The organism is Microbacterium sp. HM-570 (assembly GCF_054165885.1).
In genome coordinates, this window is sequence record NZ_CM135111.1 from 2,667,440 (window position 1) to 2,687,614 (window position 20,175).

General features: G+C 67.4%; 18 protein-coding genes, 1 tRNA gene and 2 pseudogenes. 13 read left to right on the plus strand and 8 right to left on the minus strand.

From position 1 onward, the window contains the following. Positions 1 to 51 precede the first annotated feature (51 nt). Positions 52 to 498 carry an ester cyclase gene (locus ACT9TC_RS12795; RefSeq protein ID WP_458040860.1) on the plus strand — a complete coding sequence of 149 codons (447 nt, stop codon included), beginning with the start codon at positions 52 to 54 and terminating at the stop codon, positions 496 to 498. Here ACT9TC_RS12795 and ACT9TC_RS12800 read toward each other — a convergent pair. The 3 genes from ACT9TC_RS12800 to ACT9TC_RS12810 all read right to left on the minus strand — a co-directional run bounded on the left by ACT9TC_RS12800 (position 495) and on the right by ACT9TC_RS12810 (position 2,723). After that, on the minus strand, positions 495 to 1,496 hold the full coding sequence (locus tag ACT9TC_RS12800; protein WP_458040861.1) for an IS481 family transposase: 1,002 nt from the start codon (positions 1,494 to 1,496) through the stop codon (positions 495 to 497). The genes ACT9TC_RS12795 and ACT9TC_RS12800 overlap by 4 nt on opposite strands. Before the next feature lie 114 nt (positions 1,497 to 1,610). After that, on the minus strand, positions 1,611 to 2,519 hold the full coding sequence (locus ACT9TC_RS12805) for an oxygenase MpaB family protein (protein WP_458040862.1): 909 nt from the start codon (positions 2,517 to 2,519) through the stop codon (positions 1,611 to 1,613). A 131-nt stretch (positions 2,520 to 2,650) separates the two neighbouring features. Continuing rightward, positions 2,651 to 2,723: transfer RNA gene (locus ACT9TC_RS12810), tRNA-Met, on the minus strand. Between the two features lie 446 nt (positions 2,724 to 3,169). Between ACT9TC_RS12810 and ACT9TC_RS12815 the strand changes: the two genes are divergently transcribed. The 5 genes from ACT9TC_RS12815 to ligD all read left to right on the plus strand — a co-directional run bounded on the left by ACT9TC_RS12815 (position 3,170) and on the right by ligD (position 8,928). After that, positions 3,170 to 3,394 (plus strand): hypothetical protein, encoded by a 225-nt coding sequence (locus ACT9TC_RS12815; RefSeq protein ID WP_458040863.1) that lies wholly within the window; start codon positions 3,170 to 3,172, stop codon positions 3,392 to 3,394. Between the two features lies 1 nt (position 3,395). Further along, positions 3,396 to 3,689, plus strand: coding sequence for a putative quinol monooxygenase (locus ACT9TC_RS12820; RefSeq protein WP_458040864.1), 294 nt, complete (start codon positions 3,396 to 3,398; stop codon positions 3,687 to 3,689). Between the two features lie 230 nt (positions 3,690 to 3,919). Further along, positions 3,920 to 6,376 (plus strand): ATP-dependent helicase, encoded by a 2,457-nt coding sequence (locus ACT9TC_RS12825; protein ID WP_458040865.1) that lies wholly within the window; start codon positions 3,920 to 3,922, stop codon positions 6,374 to 6,376. Between the two features lie 199 nt (positions 6,377 to 6,575). Then, positions 6,576 to 7,763 carry an SseB family protein gene (locus ACT9TC_RS12830; protein WP_458040866.1) on the plus strand — a complete coding sequence of 396 codons (1,188 nt, stop codon included), beginning with the start codon at positions 6,576 to 6,578 and terminating at the stop codon, positions 7,761 to 7,763. A gap of 127 nt (positions 7,764 to 7,890) precedes the next feature. Beyond that, a complete protein-coding gene (gene ligD / locus ACT9TC_RS12835) occupies positions 7,891 to 8,928 on the plus strand; it encodes a non-homologous end-joining DNA ligase (RefSeq protein WP_458040867.1) in 1,038 nt (345 codons plus the stop codon). Between the two features lie 9 nt (positions 8,929 to 8,937). Here ligD and ACT9TC_RS12840 read toward each other — a convergent pair whose 3' ends face one another. The 4 genes from ACT9TC_RS12840 to ACT9TC_RS12855 form a co-directional block, all read right to left on the minus strand. Continuing rightward, positions 8,938 to 9,969, minus strand: a complete 1,032-nt coding sequence (locus ACT9TC_RS12840; RefSeq protein ID WP_458040868.1) for an ATP-dependent DNA ligase — start codon at positions 9,967 to 9,969, stop codon at positions 8,938 to 8,940. A 54-nt stretch (positions 9,970 to 10,023) separates the two neighbouring features. Further along, positions 10,024 to 11,175, minus strand: a complete 1,152-nt coding sequence (locus tag ACT9TC_RS12845) for an AI-2E family transporter (protein WP_458040869.1) — start codon at positions 11,173 to 11,175, stop codon at positions 10,024 to 10,026. Between the two features lie 78 nt (positions 11,176 to 11,253). Further along, entirely contained in the window at positions 11,254 to 12,513 is a 1,260-nt protein-coding gene (locus ACT9TC_RS12850) for an acyl-CoA dehydrogenase family protein (RefSeq protein ID WP_458040870.1), read from the minus strand. A 127-nt stretch (positions 12,514 to 12,640) separates the two neighbouring features. After that, the gene (locus tag ACT9TC_RS12855; protein ID WP_458040871.1) at positions 12,641 to 13,312 is read right to left on the minus strand and encodes a TetR/AcrR family transcriptional regulator; all 672 of its coding nucleotides are present in this window, start codon (positions 13,310 to 13,312) and stop codon (positions 12,641 to 12,643) included. A gap of 60 nt (positions 13,313 to 13,372) precedes the next feature. Between ACT9TC_RS12855 and ACT9TC_RS12860 the strand changes: the two are divergent. After that, positions 13,373 to 13,502: pseudogene (locus tag ACT9TC_RS12860) on the plus strand (IS4 family transposase); the annotation flags it as partial. Positions 13,503 to 14,071: 569 nt separating this feature from the next. Then, complete coding sequence (locus tag ACT9TC_RS12865) at positions 14,072 to 15,439, plus strand: IS1380 family transposase (RefSeq protein ID WP_458040660.1); 1,368 nt, start codon at positions 14,072 to 14,074, stop codon at positions 15,437 to 15,439. Positions 15,440 to 15,506: 67 nt separating this feature from the next. Here the strand turns inward: ACT9TC_RS12865 and ACT9TC_RS12870 are convergent, their stop codons facing one another. After that, a complete protein-coding gene (locus ACT9TC_RS12870) occupies positions 15,507 to 16,325 on the minus strand; it encodes a WD40/YVTN/BNR-like repeat-containing protein (protein ID WP_458040872.1) in 819 nt (272 codons plus the stop codon). A 791-nt stretch (positions 16,326 to 17,116) separates the two neighbouring features. Here ACT9TC_RS12870 and ACT9TC_RS12875 point away from each other — a divergent pair. The 5 genes and pseudogenes from ACT9TC_RS12875 (at position 17,117) to ACT9TC_RS12895 (ending at position 20,174) form a co-directional block, all read left to right on the plus strand. After that, entirely contained in the window at positions 17,117 to 17,389 is a 273-nt protein-coding gene (locus ACT9TC_RS12875) for an IS3 family transposase (protein ID WP_458040873.1), read from the plus strand. Beyond that, a pseudogene (locus ACT9TC_RS12880) lies at positions 17,388 to 17,489 on the plus strand (recombinase family protein); the annotation flags it as partial. The gene ACT9TC_RS12875 and the pseudogene ACT9TC_RS12880, both read left to right, overlap by 2 nt. Next, complete coding sequence (locus ACT9TC_RS12885; RefSeq protein WP_458042930.1) at positions 17,489 to 18,388, plus strand: DDE-type integrase/transposase/recombinase; 900 nt, start codon at positions 17,489 to 17,491, stop codon at positions 18,386 to 18,388. The pseudogene ACT9TC_RS12880 and the gene ACT9TC_RS12885, both read left to right, overlap by 1 nt. Positions 18,389 to 18,840: 452 nt before the next feature. After that, positions 18,841 to 19,518, plus strand: coding sequence for an ABC transporter ATP-binding protein (locus ACT9TC_RS12890; RefSeq protein WP_458040874.1), 678 nt, complete (start codon positions 18,841 to 18,843; stop codon positions 19,516 to 19,518). After that, a complete protein-coding gene (locus ACT9TC_RS12895; protein WP_458040875.1) occupies positions 19,515 to 20,174 on the plus strand; it encodes a heme exporter protein CcmB in 660 nt (219 codons plus the stop codon). Before ACT9TC_RS12890 ends, ACT9TC_RS12895 begins: the two co-directional genes overlap by 4 nt. Position 20,175: the final 1 nt, after the last annotated feature.

Genomic DNA, 20,175 nt, shown 5'->3' on the forward strand with positions numbered 1-20,175 from the left:
ATAGCCCTTTGTGACCGAACTCGCACGAACCACCAATACGGGAGGAACACCATGAGTAACTCGGAAAGCATCGGGAGAGATGCCGCCAATTCCCTTGTCTCGAAGTGGGTCAGCATGTGGAACGGTGACCTCGATATTGCGGGTGACATCATCGCCGAAGACAATCGCGTTCACGCCGCCATGTTCGACGGCGGCGACGGCAGCGCTGTCGGGGGAGTGTCCGGGATGAAGGATCTCGTCGCCCAGATGCGTGCCCTCATGTCCGACCTCACCTTCTCCGTCGAGGTCGGACCGATCGTCGACACTGACCACATTGTCGTTCGCTGGGTCGACGCTGGACACTACGGCGGCGGCATCCCGGGAGCTGGAGCACCCGTCGGCAGCGAGGTGACGTTTCACGGCACCGACATCCTGCGCATCGCAAACGATCAGGTCGCTGAATACTGGCTTAACGCCGACACGCTTGACCTCATGACCCAACTCCAGGTCGGGAGCTAGCTGTACTTCCCCGTGAGGTTGTGAACGCGGGCTGAGGGGGTTTGGCCGCTGATGCCGGTGTGGGGTCTGTGGTGATTGTAGTGATGGATCCAGGTGTCGTAGGCGGCGGCGCGCTCGGCTTCGTTGGCGTAGGGCTTCGCGTAGGCCCATTCGGTGGCGAGGGTGCGGTTGAAGCGTTCCACTTTGCCGTTGGTCTGTGGGCGGTAGGGCTTGGTCCACTTGTGTTTGATGCCGTCGCCGAGCGCGGCGGCGAAGGCATGGGAGCGGTAGCAGGAGCCGTTGTCGGTCATCACGGCGGTAACGGTCACGCCGAGGCCGGTGAAGAATGCGTTGGCGCGTTCCCAGAAACCGGCGGCGGTCTCTTTGCGTTCGTCGTCGAGGATCTCCGAGTACGCGACCCGGGAGTAGTCGTCGACGGCGTGGTGCAGGTAGCGGTAGCCGCGTGAGCCTGCCGCTCCTGCGCGGGCGGCTTTGTCGCGGGCGACACCGGCTTTCCGATCCTGGGTGGATCCGCGGCCGTGGACACGCCACCCGCCACCGTCGGGAATCCGGCCCTGCTTCTTGATATCCACGTGGACGAGCTGGCCGGGCGCGGCGACCTCGTAGCGTTTCGGTGTGGGCTTGCGGACGGGGAGCCCGGTGGACTGGTCGATGTACGCCAGCTTCGGCATCCCGTAGCGGTCGAGGACTCGTCCGACCGTGGAGCGGTGCAGCCGCAGGTGATACGCGATCCGGTGCGGACCCCACTGGCGGGTGAACCGCAACGCGACGATCCGCCGTTCCGTCCTCTGCGGAAGCCGGTTCGGTGATCTCTGCGGTCTCGAGCTGCGGTCGATCAACGGCAGCCCGGACCGGTAACGGTCCGCCCATCGCTTAGCCGTCGCGGGCGAACACTGGAACCGCTCCGCGGCCCGCCGCAACGGCCACCGCTTGTCAACGATGAGAACAGCAAGACGGCGACGCCCCTCTGGAGTCAAGGGCGCGTTAGCGTGAGTCACGAAGACCTCCGTGGTCAGGATGGTGAGTGTGGTAACCCACATCCTGCCCGGAGGTCTTCGCCTACCTCAGATGTTCACAACCTGCCGAGGAAGTACAGCTAGCGGGGGTCAAGCTCACCCTGCGGGATGGACCCCGGCCCGCCCTGCCGCAAGGCGGCGGTGCCGTTCTCGAGCAAAATCTTGTGCGCGAGGACCCGAGCCGAGGGCACGTTGCGATACCGAGAGCACGAGCCGCGTCGCGGTCACGACGGGCAGGACCGTTCGGCGCACACCGAGCAGCTGTCGGTACGGCCGCGGCAGGCTCGCGACAGCGGCGGCGAAAAGCACGCGATAAGCAATTCGCATCGAACCGGTGAAGGGAACGTCACGCAAAAACCGCACCACCTCGTCGACGCGCTCGTCGCGGCGGAGCTCTCCACTGACCAAGAACTCGCGCATCCTCTCGCGCAGATCGGCCTCGGTCTCGGGGGGATTCTCCAGACGCATCAGGCGCCCCGCCGTCGCCCACTCGCGCACATACTCGTCGGCGCCCCCGGGAATCGGACCGCCCCAACGCTCGTGCGCGCCCAAGAACGCCTCCGTGAACGCCAGATGCACCCATTCCACGAGACGGGTGTCCGACGCCGAATAGGTGTGAGGGTCGGCACCCGTCATGTAGGTTCCCGCGACTCGTTCGTGCATCCGGCCGACACGCGCCGTCTCCTGCTGCGCCTGCGCCGTCGAGCCGTACGTGACGCAGATGATCCAGCGCACGGTGCCGGTCAGGCGACCGATCGGATCCTCGCGGTAGCGCGAGAAGTCGTGCACGCCGGCCATCGCGCCGGGGTGAAGAGCTTGGATGAGTAGCGCCCGGATGCCGGCGACGAAGGTCGCGGTTCCCGCGTGGACCGTCCATGCCGCGCCCCCGTCGGGGAAGTACCCGTCGTCGGCGCCGTCGGCGAGCTCACGCACCCATCGCGGCGTGCCGTCCGGATCACCCGCGAGCGCGGTGAGCAGCCGCGCGCGAAGTGGGGGACGTTTCATAGTTCCAGCGTGCCACGGGCTTGGGGCGACGGGGCGAAAAGAGCGCCAGCGAGGTGGGCCGAACTCTTTGGCCGAGAATGAGTACGCACGAGATTCGCGTGATTCCCGGGTTCTCGGGCCCTTCGAAGTAGACGCGACGGCGGGAGTCGAACCCACAACACGACCGGGTATGAACCGGTGCCCGGGACCACCCGGATCGCCGCGATACCGCCAACGTAGCGGGCCCCGCATCCTCCTGTCCCGAGTCTTACGTCCCGTTTCGCGATGCGACGGCGGATGACGCGAGCGACGGCTCGAGAATCGCCGCGCGCAGCGTATCGACGGACACGGTCGGCACCGCGTCGAGCGGGAAATGACAGGCCCGCCGCGCGAGATCGCGACCCGCTGCGCCTGGCCGTCCGAGAGCTCGAGGGGGTCGCCGGCGCAGGTGGGTGTCCGGGCTCAGCCCCACGAGCTCAAGCCTCCGCGATGGGACGACCGCCGAGCGCGGCGTGAGGCCTGGCCCTGGGTCTCGGACGTAGTCTTCCACCAGCCGGAAAGCTCTTGGCTGTGCGAGGGCGCCGGGGAGCCTAATAGAGGACGACCTCATAGAAGAGGACTCGGACCGCGAGGCCGGATCCTCGTTCACTTTCTCGGAGTCAGGAAAGAACATGACCACCACACTCGATGACCTGCAGAAGATGCTCTCGGTGGACGGCTACACGCTGTCCGTGGAGACCGATCAAGACCGGACGAACGCCGTTATCACGGCCGGCGAGGGCGTCTGCAGCGACTGCCTCGTTCCCAAGGTCGTCATGACGGGAATGTTGGCGAAGGCGCTGGACGTCCCGGCCGAGACAATCAGCCTCGAGTACCCCGGCGACCAGACCCACTGACATGGCCGTCGCGAGTATCGTCCGATTCACGTTCCGGCCCGAGGTGCGGGACGAGATCCCGGCCCTTGTCGATGACATGCTGCGCGCGACTCGGGCGTTCGACGGTTTGGAGCGGCTCGACATCCTTCTCGACGACTCCGATCCCGATACCTGGACGCTGTACGAGATCTGGACGGACCGCGCTTCCGAGGACGCGTATCGCGCCTTCCGCGCGACGCCGGAGGGTGCGATCCCGCGGCTCGGCGAGGCGCTGGCGGCGCCACCGATCCCCGAGAACTTCGTCATCCGCGCCTAGACCAGAACGGCGTTGCATTGCAGCGCGGACTGTGTTGTTGTCTGGCGGTGTCAAAGGCGCGGCGGCGGGTGTCGACGATCGTCTTGCCGAGGGGCGTCAGGGAGATCGGCACCAGCGCGAAGTCGGCGATGCACCGCAGTCGCTGAGCCTGTCGAGGTGTCGCGTCGTGCTCGGGGGACGCCGACCCGACCCGCGGCGGTGTCGGCGCGCCCGCCTAGACTTGATGGGACATGACCGAAGCCTCCTCGCCCCTCGCAATCGGGTCACACGACCCCCTCCTGGGCGATCTGCTCGATGGGCTCAACCCGCCACAGCTCGAGGCCGTGCTCTACCGCGGTCAGGCGTTGCTCATCGTCGCGGGTGCGGGTTCGGGCAAGACGCGCGTGCTGGCGCACCGCATCGCCGGTCTATTGCGCACGAAAGAGGCGTGGCCGAGCCAGATCCTGGCGATCACCTTCACCAACAAGGCCGCCGCCGAGATGCGCGAGCGCGTCCACGCGCTCGTCGGCGAGGTGTCGCGGGGTATGTGGATCTCGACCTTCCACTCGGCGTGCGTGCGGATCCTGCGCCGCGAGGCCGAGGCGTTCGGATTCAAGAGCTCGTTCACGATCTACGACTCGGGTGACTCGCGGGCCCTCGTCAAGCGCCTGATCAAAGAGCACGAGGGCGACAGCTTCGGCCTCACTCCCGCCGGGGTGAAGAGCCGTATCTCGAAGCTCAAGAACGAACTCGCCGATGCCGAGTCGTACGCGCGGACCGCCAACATGAGCGACCCGGCCGAGCGGATCTTCGTCGAGATCTTCGCCGATTACCAGCGTTCTTTGCAGCGGTCGAACGCGTTCGACTTCGACGACCTCATCGCGCAGACGGTGTACCTTTTCCGCGCGTTCCCGAAGATCGCCGATACCTACCGTCGCCGCTTCCGGCACATCCTGGTCGACGAGTACCAGGACACCAACCACGCCCAGTACGCCCTGATTCACGAGCTCACGCGGCCGCTGTCGTCGGACGAACCGGCGCCGTTCGAAGGCTCCGGGGGCATGATGATCTTCGAAGCGCCGGCACCCGCGGCATCCGATGGGATTGAAGCCGCGTCGCTCACGGTCGTTGGCGACTCCGACCAGTCGATCTACGCCTTCCGGGGCGCAGACATCCGAAACATCAGCGAGTTCGAACGCGATTACCCGGGCGCCAAGGTCGTGCTGCTCGAGCAGAACTATCGCTCCACCCAGACCATCCTGAACGCCGCGAACGCGGTGATTTCGCACAACTTCGACCGCAAAGACAAGAAGCTGTGGACGGATGTCGGGGCCGGCGAGCAGATCGTCGGCTTCACCGGCTACTCCCAACACGACGAGGCGCAGTTCGTCGCCGACGAGATCGAGACCCTTCACAAGGCCGGCCTGGCCTACGGCGACGTCGCCGTGTTCTACCGCACAAACTCGCAGAGCCGTGCGCTGGAAGAGATCTTCATCCGCTCGGCGCTGCCCTACAAGATCATGGGCGGCACCAAGTTCTACGAACGTGCCGAGATCAAAGACGCACTGGCGTACCTCGTCGCGGTCGCGAACCCCGCCGATGACATGGCCGTGCGGCGCATCCTGAACAAGCCGCGGCGCGGTATCGGCGACGTCACGGAGTCGGCGATCGCGCGCTACGCGACGAGCGAGGGCATCTCGTTCCGCGACGCGCTCGCCAACGCGTCCGCACTCGGTGTCGGACCCAAGATCCAGGCCGCGATCGTGCACCTCGATGCCGTGCTGGTCGAGGCATCCGCTCTCATGCTCCCCGCGAGCGGCGAGCTCGCCCCGGCCTCGGCGGTGGCCGACGGGCTCGCGTTGCTGCTCAACAAGTCGGGGTTCATGGATGCGCTCCGCGCGAGCCGTGACCCCCAAGACGAGGCCCGGCTCGAAAACCTCGACGAGTTCGTCTCGGTCGCCAAGGAGTTCGCGCGCAACAATCCCGAGGGCACGATCATCGACTTCCTCGCCGAGGTCGCGCTGGTCTCGGACGCGGATGACCTCGAGGATGCGTCGGGTTCCGTTTCGCTCATGACGATGCATACGGCCAAGGGTCTGGAGTACGACGCCGTGTTCGTCACGGGTGTCGAAGAAGACCTGATTCCGCACCGGATGTCGGCGAACGAGCCCGGCGGGCCCGCCGAGGAACGGCGCCTGTTCTACGTCGGCGTGACGCGCGCGCGGAAGCGTCTGTACCTGTCTCTCGCGATGACCCGCGCGCAGTTCGGCGAGGTTACGGTGGCGATGCCGAGCCGCTTCCTGCAGGAGATTCCGCCCGAGTTGATCGATTGGCGGCAGTCGCCCGGCGATGTGAATTCGCGCGGCCGCGGGGCGGGCCGAGCGCTCGGTGGCGGGTATGGCGGTGGTGGCTTCAGCGGTGGCGGTCGCTCTGGCGGGTCGGGCTCTTCCGGCGGAAACCGGTACGGCTCGGATCTGGTGCCCACGTCGACCGCGCTCGACCGCTTCCCGAACCGCGTTCCGGCACGGGTGCGAGACAACGGCGACCTCGAACTCGCTGGCGGCGACCGCATCCGGCACGACGATTTCGGCGAGGGGCGCGTCGATGCCGTCACGGGCGAGGGCGCGCGCCGCGTGGCGCACATTCGCTTCGACACTGTCGGTGCGAAGAAGATCCTGATCAAGATCGCGCCGATCGAGAAGATCTAGCCTCCGCCCGCGCCCTGCGTACCCTGCGTACCGTCGGGGTGAGCAATCAGGACAAGACTTCGGAAGAAGTGGCGATCAACCCCGCCCTGGGGAAGGTTCGGGCCCTCCGAGGCAATCTCGCCGGAGTATTGTCCACGCGAAGCGCGAAGCGCGAAGCCGGGCCCTGGGGTGCGGTTCATGCCCGGGTTAGTCTGGTCCGATGGCTGTGTTCTCGAGACGTCCGAAGCGTGGCGACACGCCCGACACCACGAATGCCGCATCGGAGGAAGCACGCTCCGCCGAGGAATCCGAAGCCGCGACATCCGAGCGGGACGCGTCGAACGACGCGCCGGCCGAGGCCGCGCCGCAGGTGGGCATCTCGGTCTCGACCTATCGCGGTGGCGGGGGAGAGGTCGGCCGTCCGACGACACTGCCGGATGCTTCGGCACACCCGTCGACGGCAGGGTCGTCCGCCGCTCCCGGCGCAAGCTCCGCACCGAATCCGCGAACGGGAAATCCTGCCGGGCCCGCCGAGGCCCCGCTGCAGACGGAGACGGTGCCGGGCCTGCGAGACAACGTGTTGCTCGCCCAGGCGCTCGGGAAACTCGATTCGCCCGCCAAGCCCGAGCAGTTGCTCGACGTGATGCGTCAACTGCTCCAGAACCACCTGTTCCTGCGGATCAAAGGTGATGCCCGCGCAATGCTCGCCGAGGGCCGTGAGCTTCCACTGGCTGTCGCCCGCCGCGGCGACGACGCCTACGTGCTCGTCTACAGCACGGGTGCGGCGCTACAGGCAGCGCTGTCGGCCGATGGTGATTCGGGCACCTCTGCGGTCGGCCAGCCGGCGCTGACGATCCTGAAGCACGTCGTCGCCGGAACATACGCGGGTGTGATCGTGGACGGATCGTCGGGCCCGGCGCGTGCCGTGCTGCCCCGCGCCGTCATCGAGGCCGCGGTCAATCAGGCCGACCCCGAGCTGCTCATCAAGACAGCGCTCGCGGCTCCCCGTACCCCCGAAACCGCGGCGACCGTCGCGACAGCGCTCACCGAGGCGCCGTTGTTCGTCGCCGTGAACGAGACGGGCGCCGCGACCGAGGGCGAGGCGCCGCGCTTCGGCGTCGCTGAGTCCCGCACGGCAGACGGTCGCCGCCTGATCGAGGTCTATTCGCACCCACTCGAGGTGATCGCGCGCGGCCGCGGCGACCGGCCCATGCCTTTCCTGCCCGAGCAGCTCGGTGCGTCTCTGCGCGACCATCCGTCCGTCGCCGGCGTGATCGTGGATGCGGCGGGACCGTGGATCATCCTCGATCGGGATGCTCTCGCCCCGGTGATCGCGTTGCCGGCGCCGCCACCGCCCGCGACCCCGTCCGCGGGGTCTGATGATTCGCCCGAGGCGTCGCCCGCGTAGCCGCTCGACGGGTCCCGCATGCGTGGGACCGCCGGGACGGATGCCGGCGGGATGAGAGCCCGTGGAGGCATCGGTCCAGCGGCGCAAGGGGGTGTCGCAAGCCCCGGCACCGCCCTAGGGTCGGACCATGGCCAGCGAGCGCATCACCCTGACCGTTCCCGGACCGGACCCCGACGGCGCGGGTGACCGCGACGTGGGGCTCTCGAGCCCGAACCGCGTGCTGTGGCCCGAGGTCGGCATCACCAAGCATGAGCTCGCCGAGTACATGATCGCCGTGTCGGCGCCGTTCCTCGCGGCGAACGGCGATCGGCCGGTCTCGCTCGAGCGCTACCCCGATTCGGTCGCCGGCGAGAGCTTCTTCTCGAAGAACCCGCCCAAGGGTGCGCCCGACTACGTCGAGGCTGTCACTGTCACCTACAACAGTGGCCGCAAGCATCCGCAGCTCGTCCTCACCGAGACGGCCGCCGTGCTGTGGGCCGTGCAGATGAACACGATCGTGTTCCACCCGTGGGCGTCGCTCGCGGGCGACACCGACAACCCGGTCGAACTGCGCATCGACCTCGACCCGCAACCGGGCACCGACTTCGCCGACGCTGTCGTCGCGGCCCACGGCCTGCGCGAGGTCCTTCGCGAGGCGGGGCTCGAACCGTGGATCAAGACGAGCGGCAACCGCGGCCTCCACGTCTTCTGCCCGATCGAACCCACCCATGAGTTCCTCGATGTGCGCCACGCCGTGATCGCGGCCGCGCGCGAGCTGGAGCGCCGCATGCCCGACCGTGTCACGACGAACTGGTGGAAAGAAGAGCGTGGCGAGCGGATCTTCGTCGACTTCAACCAGGCCAACCGAGACCGCACGATGGCCGGCGCGTACAGCCCGCGCGCGCTCGCTACCGCGACGGTGTCGACCCCGGTGACGTGGGATGAACTCGACGGGGTGGACCCCGCATCCTTTACCGTCCGTTCGATTCCCGAGCGACTCTCGACGATCGGTGATCCGTGGGCGGGGCTGCTCGATCGGCCCGGACGTGTCGATGTGCTGCTGGAGTGGTGGCAGCGGGACCTGGATGCGGGGCTCGGCGAGTTGCCGTTCCCGCCCGAGTTCCCGAAGATGCCGGGCGAGCCGCCGCGCGTGCAGCCGAGCCGCGCCCGCAAGCCCGACGCCTGAGCCTCGTCGTCAGGCCAGCACGCGCCCGAGATCGTACGCCGAGATCTGCTCGAGCTGATCGAAGCGACAGGATGCCGGATCCCGGTCGGGACGCCAGCGCTCGAACTGCACGGTGTGCCGAAAGCGCATGCCCTCGAGCTGGTCGTAACGTACCTCGAGCACGCGCTCGGGTCGGAGCCGAACGAACGAGACATCCTTCGACGCCGAAAAGCGTGACCGGTCGGTCGCTCCGGTGACCGCATCCCCGGCGTCATCGCGCTCGACGAGCGGCGCCAGCTCCTCCACCAGCTCGAGCCGCCGTTTGTCACTCCACGCGGCGACACCGCCGACGCCCCGCAGCACCCCTGACGAATCGTAGAGCCCGACCAACAGCGACCCGACGCCCTGCCCGCTCTTGTGGATGCGGTACCCGAGGGCCACGACATCCGCCGTCCGCGCGTGCTTGATCTTCAGCATCGTGCGCTTTCCCGGCGCATACGGCTGGTCGAGCGGCTTGGCGACCACGCCGTCGAGACCCGCGCCCTCGAACTCGTCGAGCCAGCGGCGGGCGAGCGAGGCATCCGTTGTCGTCCGGGTCAGGTGGATCGGATGCGGCACCCCGGCCAGCAACGTTTCGAGCCGCGCGCGCCGCTCGGCGAACGGCGCGTCGAGGAGCGTCTCACCGCCGACGGCCAACAGATCGAAAGCGATGATCATCGCCGGGGTCTCGGTGGCAAGCCGCTGCACGCGCGAGTCGGCGGGATGGATGCGCTGCGACAGGGCCTCCCAATCGAGGCGCTGCGAGCCATCCGGTCCGACGGCGACGACGATCTCGCCATCGAGCACGACCGGTTCGGGCAACAGTCGCGCGAGGGCCTCGACCAGTTCGGGAAAGTACCGCGTGAGGGGCTTTGCGCCGCGCGAGCCGAGTTCGACCGACTCGCCGTCCCACGAGGCGATGACACGAAACCCGTCCCACTTCGGTTCGAAACTCAGGCCCTCACGATCCGGGATCGCGGGCACCGCCTTCGCAAGCATCGGTGAGGGGATGTCGTGTGACATGGGTTCCCTCCTGCAGTCCGCGCGGGGCGCGGGTCGAGCATCCGTCCGCTGAGGCTAGACCGCTTCGGACCGTTTCTGGCGGGCCCAACGGGCGGGCTTGTCGGGGCCGTCCCACACCTGGATCGCGCCCCAGACGACGGCGGTGATCGGCACGGCGAGGACCGCGCCCAGCACGCCGCCGAGCACCGTGCCGATGGTCAAGGCGATCAGTACGACGAAAGGATGCAGCTTGAGCGTGCGGCCCATGAGTACGGGCTGGAGGAAGTTGCCCTCGAGCTGGTTGACGAGCACGACGACTCCCACGACGAACAGGGCATTGATCAGACCGTTCGAGACGAGCGCGACGAGGGCGGCAAGGATGCCCGCGAGCGTCGCACCCACGATGGGGATGAATGCAAGAAGGAAGACCAGCACGGCGAGGGGCAGAGCGAGGGGAACCTGCAGGATCCAGAGGCCGATGCCGATGCCGACCGCATCGACGAAAGCGACCGTTGCTGTGCCCCGAATGTAGGAGCCGAGCGTCGAGACCGTCTTGTTGCCGACGCGGCGCGCGCGCGCGTAGTTCGCGCCGCGGAAGGGGCGCAGCATGAACTCCCAGAGCTGCGGGCCGTCCTTCAGGAAGAAGAAGAGCACGACGACGAGCAGGATGAATCCGGTGATGAAGTTGGCGACGATGCCGACGCCGGCGATGGCTCCCGAGCCGAACTGCGCGCTCGTGACGAAGTCCTGGGCGCTCGCGATCCACTCGTCGATCTGGTTCTGGTCGATGTCGAAGGGAAGGGTGCTGGCCCAGTCGAGGACGTTTTGCAGCCCCTCCTGCGCCTGGCTGTAGAGCATGTCCCACTGGTCGCGGACGGCCCAGACGATCAGCCAGCCCACCCCGCCCAGCAGCGCGACGATCGCGAGGAGCGACACGAGCGTGGCGACGATCGAGGGAACGCCGCGGGTCCGCATGAAACGCATGACCGGATAGAAGGCGGAGGCGAGGATCAGCGCCAACACGATCGGGATCGTGACCAAGGTGAGTTGGCGGATGCCCCAGATGAAGCCGATGAGGACGATCACCACGACGATGATCTGGACGGCACGGATCGCGAGCTTGCCGAGCCCGTCCGACCACAGGCTAACCGGGGTCGCGATCTCGTCGATCAGGGCCGAGTCCTTGGACTCGTCTGACGGGGGTGCGCTGCGGCCGAAAAGTCCCATGAAATGAAGGTACCCGCGACCCGCGACATTCCGCCGGACCTTGTGCTCGGCGTACGCGGACGGTAAAAGCTCTTCCCGCTAGACGAACGCGCTCATGCCCGTGATGTCGCGACCGATCAGCAGCGCCTGAATCGACTCGGTGCCCTCGTAGGTGTGGATCGCTTCGATATCGGCGAGATGCTGCATCACGACGTTCTCGAGCAGGATCCCGTTGCCGCCGAGCAGATCGCGCGCTGTCGATGCGATCCGACGCGCGGCCCGCGTGTTGTGGAACTTGGCGAGCGACGCCTGCGTCGGGCGAAGGGCGCCGGATGCCTCGAGGTCGGCCAGGTGACGGCAGTACAGCTGCATCGCGGTCAGTTCGTCGAGCATCTGCGTGAGGCGTTCCTGCACCATCTGGAACTTCGCGAGCGGCTTGCCGAACTGTATGCGCTGTAGGGAATACGACAGCGCGGCTTCGTAGCAGGCCGTTGCGTGCCCGAGCGCCGACCACGCGACACCGGAGCGGGTGGCGTAGAGCACCGTCGAAGCATCCTTGAAACTCTGGGCACCCGGCAGCACAGCGTCGATCGGTAGTCGCACGTCATCGAGGGTGATGTGCGCTTGATGGATGCCGCGCAGCGACACCTTGCCGAGAATCGGGGTGCCGCTGTACCCGGGGCGGTCCTGCTCGACGAGGAAGCAGCGGACCGCGCCATGCTCGGATGCATCGGGGTCGTCGACACGCGCCCAGACGAACGTGATGCCGCCCGAGGCGCCGTTGCCGATCCACTTCTTGGCGCCGCGGAGCACCCACTCGTCGGACTCCGCGTCACGACGAGCCGTCGTCTCGAGCGAGACCGAGTCGGATCCGTGGTCGGGCTCGGTCAGCGCGAAGGCGCCGAGCACCTCGGAGGTCGCGAGGGGGCGCAGCCAGCGCTCCTGCTGTTCGGGACTGCCGAAGAGCGCGAGTGTGCGGAGCGCGAGGCCTCCCTGCACGGCGAGCATCGTGCCGAGCGATCCGTCGCCACGCGAGACCTCCATATTGACCAGGCCCGCGGCGAGGGGGGAGAGGTGCGTGATGTCCGGGTGGTCGATGCCGTCGCCGAGCAGATCGAGTTCGCCGATGCGCCTCGCGACCTCGAGGGGGTACTCGGCACGGTCCCAGGCCTCGCGCATCGTCGGCGCGACCTCGTCGACGAGCGTCTTCGCGCGATCCCAGACGGCGCGGTCTTCGGCGGGGATGTCCGCGAACACCGCGTAGTAGTCGGTGTCGAGGCGCTGGGAGACGTCGTAGTGCGGGACGCGCTCGCCGGGGAAGGTGTCGTTCGATGCCGTGGTGGGTGCGGTGCTGCTCATGCGCTCAACGGTACTCCCACGACATCCGGTTCCACCACGCGCGGTACGGAGTTTCACCTCGCGGCTGTGTCGCTACGAGCCCGAGCGTGCCCGTTGCGCGGCCCGAGCGGGCATCTTTCGCGCGGGATCAGTCGAGCGACGTGCGGATGCGGCGCGCGACCTCGGCCGCGGGCGTTGCGCGCGGGAACACGGCAATCACGATGTCGTCCGCCGCTGCCGGCGCCGGGTCGGGGTGGACCCCGTAGCGACGGAGTGCGTCGTCCAATGCGGCCTGCAACTCGGACAGCGGCACGCGCTTGGTTCCGCGGAGCAGACGCCGCAGCACGTGATTGTGCAGGGCTGTCACGAGAGCCGCGAATCCGACCGCGTCGAGCGGATCGATGCCGGGCAGGGCCGACCGCAGATATTCGTCGAACAGGCGCTCGTATCGGAAGACGGTCACGATCTCGCGGTCCCGAAGCGCCGGTACCTGCCGCACGATCTCGTAGCGGCGACGCGCGACCTTCGGGTCGTTCGCGAAGTGCCGGAAGACACGCTGGGTTGCCTCGCAGACCGCCACCCACGGATTCTCATGGCCGCGTTCGAGCCAGGTGCGGAGGTCCGCGAGCAAGATCTCGTGATCCGCGAAGACGACATCCTCCTTGCCCCCGAACTGTCGGAAGAAGGTGCTGCGGGAGACGCCCGCGGCGCGCGCGATCTGCTCGACCGACGTCGCTTCGAACCCCTGCTGGGCGAAAAGCTCCAGGGCCGCGGCGACGACGACGGTGCGCGCGGCGGACGGTGACGGTGTCTCGCTCATGTCGATAGCAGCCTAGACCCAATACCGTTCAATTAGTGTGTGGCGCGGTAGTTTGGGGGTATGCCCCGTTCTGGTTGGAGGAAGCCCGTCTCGGATCGGCAGTTGCCGGATCTGGGTGTCGGTGGGTCTGCTGATGAAGGTGTTCCCTGCTGATGTGGTCGACGCGGTGATCGCGGAGTGCGGCAGGACGGTGGCAATCCCCTGGAACCGTGGAGACGTGATTTTGTCTGATGCCCATGCCTTGCTGGCATCCCGCTCGTGGCCTGTGCTCTCGCCCGGAGCGGGGGTCAGGGCTGGCCGGAGGCCACCCGGAGGGCTTGGCCTTGACGCCCGTAGTACGACTCGAGTTCGGCCCGCGAGAATCCCATGCACCGATCCTGCCGCGGACGCGTCGATGCACCCTCAGCCGGCGAGCTGACCGCGGCGCCGCGTGAGGTACGCGACCTCGGCGGAGTTGCCGATCGGCACACCTACCGATTCGCACCACCGTTTGCATCAGGTCCGCCGTACCGAGCCGACACTCAGCTCGCCGCACCGGTGGAGGTCTCCACCCAGCTCCCACCGACGTCTGTTGAGGCGTAGACGACAGCCCGGTCCCCGGTGAGAGTGCCCGCGTAGAGGATGCCGCCGTCCTCTGAGCCCTGATCCACCGATGAAAGGGGTGTGGGGGCGGCGTGTTAATGCCGAAATGTCCTTCTGACGCGGGAAAATACTGGTGATTGAAGCCGTATTGACCCTGGCCGGAAGGACATCTCGTAGGTGAAAGCATCTCACAGGATCACGCCGGTGTTCGATGACCCGAATCTGGTGTCGCATGCCGGCTTGCTGCCGGTGCTCGCACTGGCCGAACGGGCCGGGCTGTCCGAGCTGCTGGCTGAGCACTGGACGGTGCCCTCGCCGAACCGGGTGATCAAGGCGCGGACCGTGATCGGCGGGATGCTGGCCGGGGCGGACAGCATCGACGATCTGAACGTGCTGCGCGCCGGGTCGATGGCCCGGCTGATCGGGCAGGTGCGGGCACCATCGACGATGGGCACCTTCCTGCGGAACTTCACCCACGGCCACGTCCTCCAGCTCGCCGCGGTGAACCGGCGGCTGCTGACCTCGCTGGCCGCCCTGGTCCCGGGGCTGGTCGGGTCGGGCGGGCCGGTGCTGGTGGACATGGACGACACCATCCGCGAGTTGCACGGGTATCAGCAGCAGGGCGCCGCGTTCGGGTACTCCAAGGTGAAGGGCCTGAACGCCCTCGCGGTCACGATCTCCACCGATTCCAGCGCACCGGTGGTCGGGGAGTTCTCACTGCGCCGCGGGAACGTCAAAAGCGGCGACAACGCCGCCTGGCACCTCGCCCGAGCGCTGGGCACCGTCGAATCTGTCGCACCGGGACGGGACGTGCTGGTCCGCGGCGATTCGGCGTTCTGCACGTTCGAGAACGTGCAGCAGACGATCCGCTCGGGAGCATGGTTCTCGTTCACGATCCCGCACTGGCCGACCGTGACCCGCGCGATCGCAAGCATCGCCGAGGACGCGTGGATACCGATCAGCTACCCGCACGCGATCCCGGACCCCGACACCGGAGAACTGATCAGCGACGCCGAAGTCGCCGAAGTCTCGTTCACCGCGTTCACCTCACGCCGCAAGGACGAGCAGGTCACCTGCCGGCTGATCGTCCGCCGCGTGAAACGGCTGAACCAGCACGCCCGGCATGGGCAGGACACCCTGTTCGACACCTGGCGGTATCACGCGTTCATCACCAACAGCACCCTGACCGCGGTCGACGCCGACGCCCGTCACCGCGGCCACGCGATCATCGAGCAGGTCATCGCCGAACTCAAAAACGGACCCCTCGCCCACCTGCCCTCCGGGAGCTTCCCCGCCAACGCGGCATGGCTCGGCTTCGCCGTCCTCGCGTTCAACATCTCCCGAGCCGCCGCCCACGCCGCCGGCACCAGCACCGCACGGATGAGCACCATCCTGCGAACCCTCACCGCGGTGCCCGGCAGGGTCGCATCCACCGGCAGGCGTCTGATCCTGCACCTCCCCAAGCGATGGCCCTGGCAGCAGGCATGGGCTCGGCTCTGGGAACTCGCGACGGGGACCTCCCCACCCGCGAACGCCTCCGCCTGACAACCCCAGCCCACCACGGGCGCGACCGGAACCCAAGTGGAACGAACGGGATCACGAGGCCCGCCACTCACACACGCCCCACGGCCACCAGCAGGCCAGGAATCCAGTCACACGCCGATACTCCACCCAATCGGTGGATCAGGGCTGAGAACGCCACGGCGGATGCTCCGGTGGGGAGGGTGATGGAGCTCCAGGTCGCGCCTCCGTCGCTCGTGACGGTGCCCCCGGACATGCCCACCGAGACGATCCGATTGCGGTCCCGCGGGTCCCAGGCCGCCGCCATCGGGCCCTCCGCTCCCCCAAGCACGGTCCAGGTCAGTCCGCCATCCTCGCTCAGCAGCAATCCATTCATCATGTCGGGCGCGACGAGCCGCTGCGAGTCATCGGGATCGACCAGGATCGTGCCCATGACGCTCTGCCCCACTTGCGGATTCCGGACCTCCCAAGCGTCCCCGCCGTCGGAACTCGCCAGCAGACCGGCCTGCGTGGAGGCGAGGTAGACGGTGTCACCCGCGGCGCCGATCCCGTGGACGTCGGATACGGCGTCCTGACCCGTGCGGAGCGTGAAGCTCTCGCCGTCGGCCGAGGAGTAGAGGCCAGGGTGCCCCCCGACGAGAAAGCCGTCGGTTGTCTCGGCCCAGCCCATGGGATCGCCCCCCTCCAGACTCTCGAGCTGGGCCCAGGTCTTCCCCCCGTCGGCGGACGCCGCAGCCCCGTCATGCCCGCCGACGAAGAGCCCGCCACCGGTCGCAGCCAGCACGTGCAGGTCTCCGCCCACATAGGGGGCCGGAGACGCTTGCTGCCCCGCACCTCCGGCGACGAGGGCACCGGCTACGGCGGCTCCCGCGACCGCGACCGCAGCCCCGCCGACAACCCATGGAAGCACTCGCCGGCGTCTCCTGCTCGCTTCGGTCCGTTGCGCCCGTGCAAGCGCTTCCCTGCCTGCAGCAGCCCTGGTCTGTGTCACCGCAACACCCTTCTGCCCGCGATTCCGCGGCACCTTCGCAAAGTCTCGACATGCTTCCCCGCCGACTCGGAATGCGGGGCGGCTGGACAAGCGCCGGTCTATATCCTAACTTGCTTGGGAGATGTTGCGGGACTGCAGACGCGAACGGCGTGGCTGCAGGGCCTTAAGATGCGGTGCAAGGACGCAATCGCCGACCGCATCGTCGAGGAGCACCTTCGCAGCATCGACGGCGTGATCTGCAACAACATCACCGCGCTCTCCGCTAATCGCGCCCTGCTCTCGCAGAACATGCTCTCCCAGCTGCGAAACCTGGTCGAAGGCGTCGCCGTGCTGATCCACACAAAGGACGACTCCACCGAGCATGACTACGCCGCCATCGAGGCTGGTCTCGCGTTCATGAAGACGCAGGGCCAGTTCGGTTTCTCAACCGCTTCTACCGGCTGCTCCAGCCGAGTGCTTCTCACTACACATTCGATGGTGACTGCTCCGAGCGCTGATGATCAAGTACTACGAGTACCTTCACCGTGTTCGCGACCTCCTCAGCAGGACTTATGGGCTCGACGTATTGCACAACTTAGAGGATTTTCCGGTCGACCTCGACCCTGCGCTGCGGGAATATCACCAGAAAATCGTTCGGGGTCGAGCTCATCTGCCAGGTCCTCCGACCGGCAGTGAGAGGATTCCTGACCTCACGCGGCTTCCGCGCCGCGGTGAACCGAACCCCATCCGCCAGGCCGCTGCAGGACGATCTCCTGGTTCCCGAGATCGCCCGCCTGCATGCGGAGAACTACGGCGTCTACGGGCGCCGAAAGATGGATGCGCTGATGCAACGACAGGGCTGGTCAATCGGGCGGGACCAGACCGAGCGACTCATGCGGAAGGCCGGTGTCCGCGGGGTGCGCAAGTTGAAACGGGTATTCACAACGAAGTCCGATCCCGCCGCGCAACGGCCGACGAATCTCGTCAATCGCAGGTTCAACTAGGGGCCGCACCGCGGAAGACGCGGCTCGGCTCGTCGGGTGGAGCCGCGCGACGCTGTACCGGCATCAGCAAACGCACGCGTCACGCGCCGCGACGATGTAGTGGTCTTGGATGGCGAGGAGCGGTGGCGGATCCTTCGGCTGCATGTCGAAGACCAGATCCCCCTCGCCGTCCTCGCCCGGGATTCCGGGATCAGCGCAAGAACACTTCAACGCTGGCACCAGATCTACCGCGACGGCGGCCCCGCAGCGCTGGACCCTCATCCCCGGAGCGACCAGGGAGTGCGACGCACACGGCCCGAGACCGTGGCGTTCATCGAACGCCTGGCTCTGACCAAACCTCGCCCCGCCCTCGCTACCCTCCATCGCCTCGCCGCCGCAGATGCGACGCAACGAGATCTCCCTGCGCCGAGCTACTGGAAGGTCAGGGAGATCGTGTTGGAACTTGACCCGGCCCTGGTCACGCTCGCGTTGGAGGGGCCGGCGTCGTACCGGGACAAGCACGAGCTCGTGTTTCGTCGCCGCGCCGAGCACCCGAACCAGACGTGGCATTCCGACCACACCGAACTCGACATCCTCATCGTCGGTGCCGACGGGAAACCTGTTCGGCCCTGGTTGACGACCGTGCTGGATGATCACTCCCGCGCGATCTGCGGCTACATGGTGTTCACGGGTGCACCCTCCGCGATGAACACCGCCCTCGCACTCCGGCAGGCGATCTGGCGGAAGACCGACCGCGCCTGGGCGATGTGCGGGATCCCCGACGTTCTCCATGTCGATCACGGCTCCGAATTCACCAGCCACCACCTAGCTAGAACGCACCGCCATCGCGCTGCACGTCCGGATCATCCATTCCACGGTCGGTCGGCCGCAGGGGCGGGGGAAGGTCGAGCGATTCTTCCGTACCGTCGACTCCGAGCTTCTGGCAACATTGCCCGGGCATCTGAGCCGTGGCACCAGGAACCCGAAGCCAGTCAAGCCCCTATAGGGTCGAGCTCATAGTATGTCGACACAGTCGAATACCGTGGTTTCCTACCGCCGAAACGAGCGGACAATCCACGACGCATAGCGGGCGTTCTTCGGTCCGGCCCAGGGCACGGGCCGAAGGTGCTCGGGGCGTCATTCGGCGGCTCCTCGCACTCGAGGGTAGGCGGGGTGGACGCGTCGTTGGCCGGTTTGCGCAGGGACTCATCATCCGGGAAGTCCCGCCTGTCAGCCGGCCACGAGCGGCTACGGAGTCCACGCGGTGGACCATCGCCGATCCCCAGACGTCTGCGCGACTGCCCAGCCCAGGCCATCGAGATGCAGTCCTAAGGTGGTTCGGATATAGTGTGAGAAATTGTCCAAGCCGCCATAAGGATGACGTGCGCACGATCGCTGCTGTTGATGTCAAAGCGGGATTGGGCATGCCATCCGGCCGGAAATGCAGGGCACTCCCCTCCGTTCCTTCAGTGGTGGCGGGGCATGCCGACTCACTGTCGGGCGGCGTCATCCACCTCGCCGCGATCGCCGTAGAGATCCAGCGCACACCCGTTCTTCGCGGGCTGGATCTCACTCTTGCGCCCGGGCAGATCACGGGGATCACTGGGGCAAACGGATCCGGCAAGACCACCCTGCTGCAGCTGGCGGCGACCCTGCATCGTCCGGCGGCCGGAGCAGGTCGCATCCTGGGTGCGGATCTGCATGGCGTCGTGCCGGCGGATGTCCGTCGCTCTATCTGCCTAATCGGTCACGAGGCGGCCCTGTACCCGCAGCTCACACTGCGGGAGAACCTGCGGTTTGTCGCAGCGGTGTTCGGGCAGCCCCGACAGGTCGCGGACGCCGCATTGGACACCGTCGGCCTCGGCCGCGCCGCTGACCGACGGGCCGGCCACTGCTCGCACGGCATGCTGCGACGCGCCGATTTAGCGCGAGCCCTGATGAGTCGGCCGTGGCTGCTCCTGCTCGACGAACCCCACGCCGGACTGGACTCTGCTGCCGCCGATCTCGTGGAGTTCCTGATCGACGACGTGCGCGGCCGAGGTGGTGCGGCCCTCATCGTCTCCCACGATCGTGCGCGGCTGGTGCCGCTCGTCGACGACATCGCGGAGCTGGCCGACGGAAGACTCGTTTCAGCCGGAGCACTACCGTGACCGGTAAGCTCCGGATGTGCACGGCGATCGCCGGCAACCGCTTGCGGCTGGAACGTCGGGCCGGTGAGGCCCTGCTCGTGATCGCCCCCTTCGGGGCGATCGCCCTGCTGATTATCCCGATGGCGGTCGGAACGGATGTGCCGTTGCTGCGGCAAGTCGGGCCGGGGATGTACTGGGTGGTGCTGCTGCTCTTCGGTGTGATGGTCATCCTCCGGCAGAGCTCGCACCAGACCCCTGCCCAAGCCCGCCTGCTCACACTCGCCGGTGTCCCCGGCGCGGTCCGGATGTTAGGCAACGCCATCGCGACGACGGTGCTGCTGCTCGGATTCGGCGCTGTGCTGGCACCGGTGGCGGTCCTGCTGTACGACCCGGTGCTGGCGGGCTGGGCCTGGTTCCTGGCGCTGCTGCCCGGTGTGGCGACCGGCCTGGCCTTGCTCGGTGTGATCGCCGATACGCTGGTGCACTGGATCCACGTCCGCAGCACACTCGGGCCCCTGCTGATAGTTCCGCTGGCGCTTCCCCTGCTGCTGGGGGCGACACAGGTCCTGGAAGCGGTCGCCTTCGGGCGCTCGCCGCTGCCCTGGTTGCTGCTCATCGCGACCGTCGATCTGATCCTCTTGCTGGCAGTGCTGTTCGCCGGCCACTTCCTGGAGTAGC

Bases quoted from the DNA above. Each gene is read 5' to 3' on its own strand.
- ACT9TC_RS12795 (WP_458040860.1), top strand. From the start codon at position 52: ATGAGTAACTCGGAAAGCATCGGGAGAGATGCCGCCAATTCCCTTGTC.
- ACT9TC_RS12805 (WP_458040862.1), bottom strand. From the start codon at position 2,519: ATGAAACGTCCCCCACTTCGCGCGCGGCTGCTCACCGCGCTCGCGGGT.
- ligD (WP_458040867.1), top strand. From the start codon at position 7,891: ATGGCCAGCGAGCGCATCACCCTGACCGTTCCCGGACCGGACCCCGAC.
- ACT9TC_RS12850 (WP_458040870.1), bottom strand. From the start codon at position 12,513: ATGAGCAGCACCGCACCCACCACGGCATCGAACGACACCTTCCCCGGC.
- ACT9TC_RS12830 (WP_458040866.1), top strand. From the start codon at position 6,576: ATGGCTGTGTTCTCGAGACGTCCGAAGCGTGGCGACACGCCCGACACC.
- ACT9TC_RS12855 (WP_458040871.1), bottom strand. From the start codon at position 13,312: ATGAGCGAGACACCGTCACCGTCCGCCGCGCGCACCGTCGTCGTCGCC.
- ACT9TC_RS12825 (WP_458040865.1), top strand. From the start codon at position 3,920: ATGACCGAAGCCTCCTCGCCCCTCGCAATCGGGTCACACGACCCCCTC.
- ACT9TC_RS12815 (WP_458040863.1), top strand. From the start codon at position 3,170: ATGACCACCACACTCGATGACCTGCAGAAGATGCTCTCGGTGGACGGC.
- ACT9TC_RS12840 (WP_458040868.1), bottom strand. From the start codon at position 9,969: ATGTCACACGACATCCCCTCACCGATGCTTGCGAAGGCGGTGCCCGCG.
- ACT9TC_RS12845 (WP_458040869.1), bottom strand. From the start codon at position 11,175: ATGGGACTTTTCGGCCGCAGCGCACCCCCGTCAGACGAGTCCAAGGAC.
- ACT9TC_RS12820 (WP_458040864.1), top strand. From the start codon at position 3,396: ATGGCCGTCGCGAGTATCGTCCGATTCACGTTCCGGCCCGAGGTGCGG.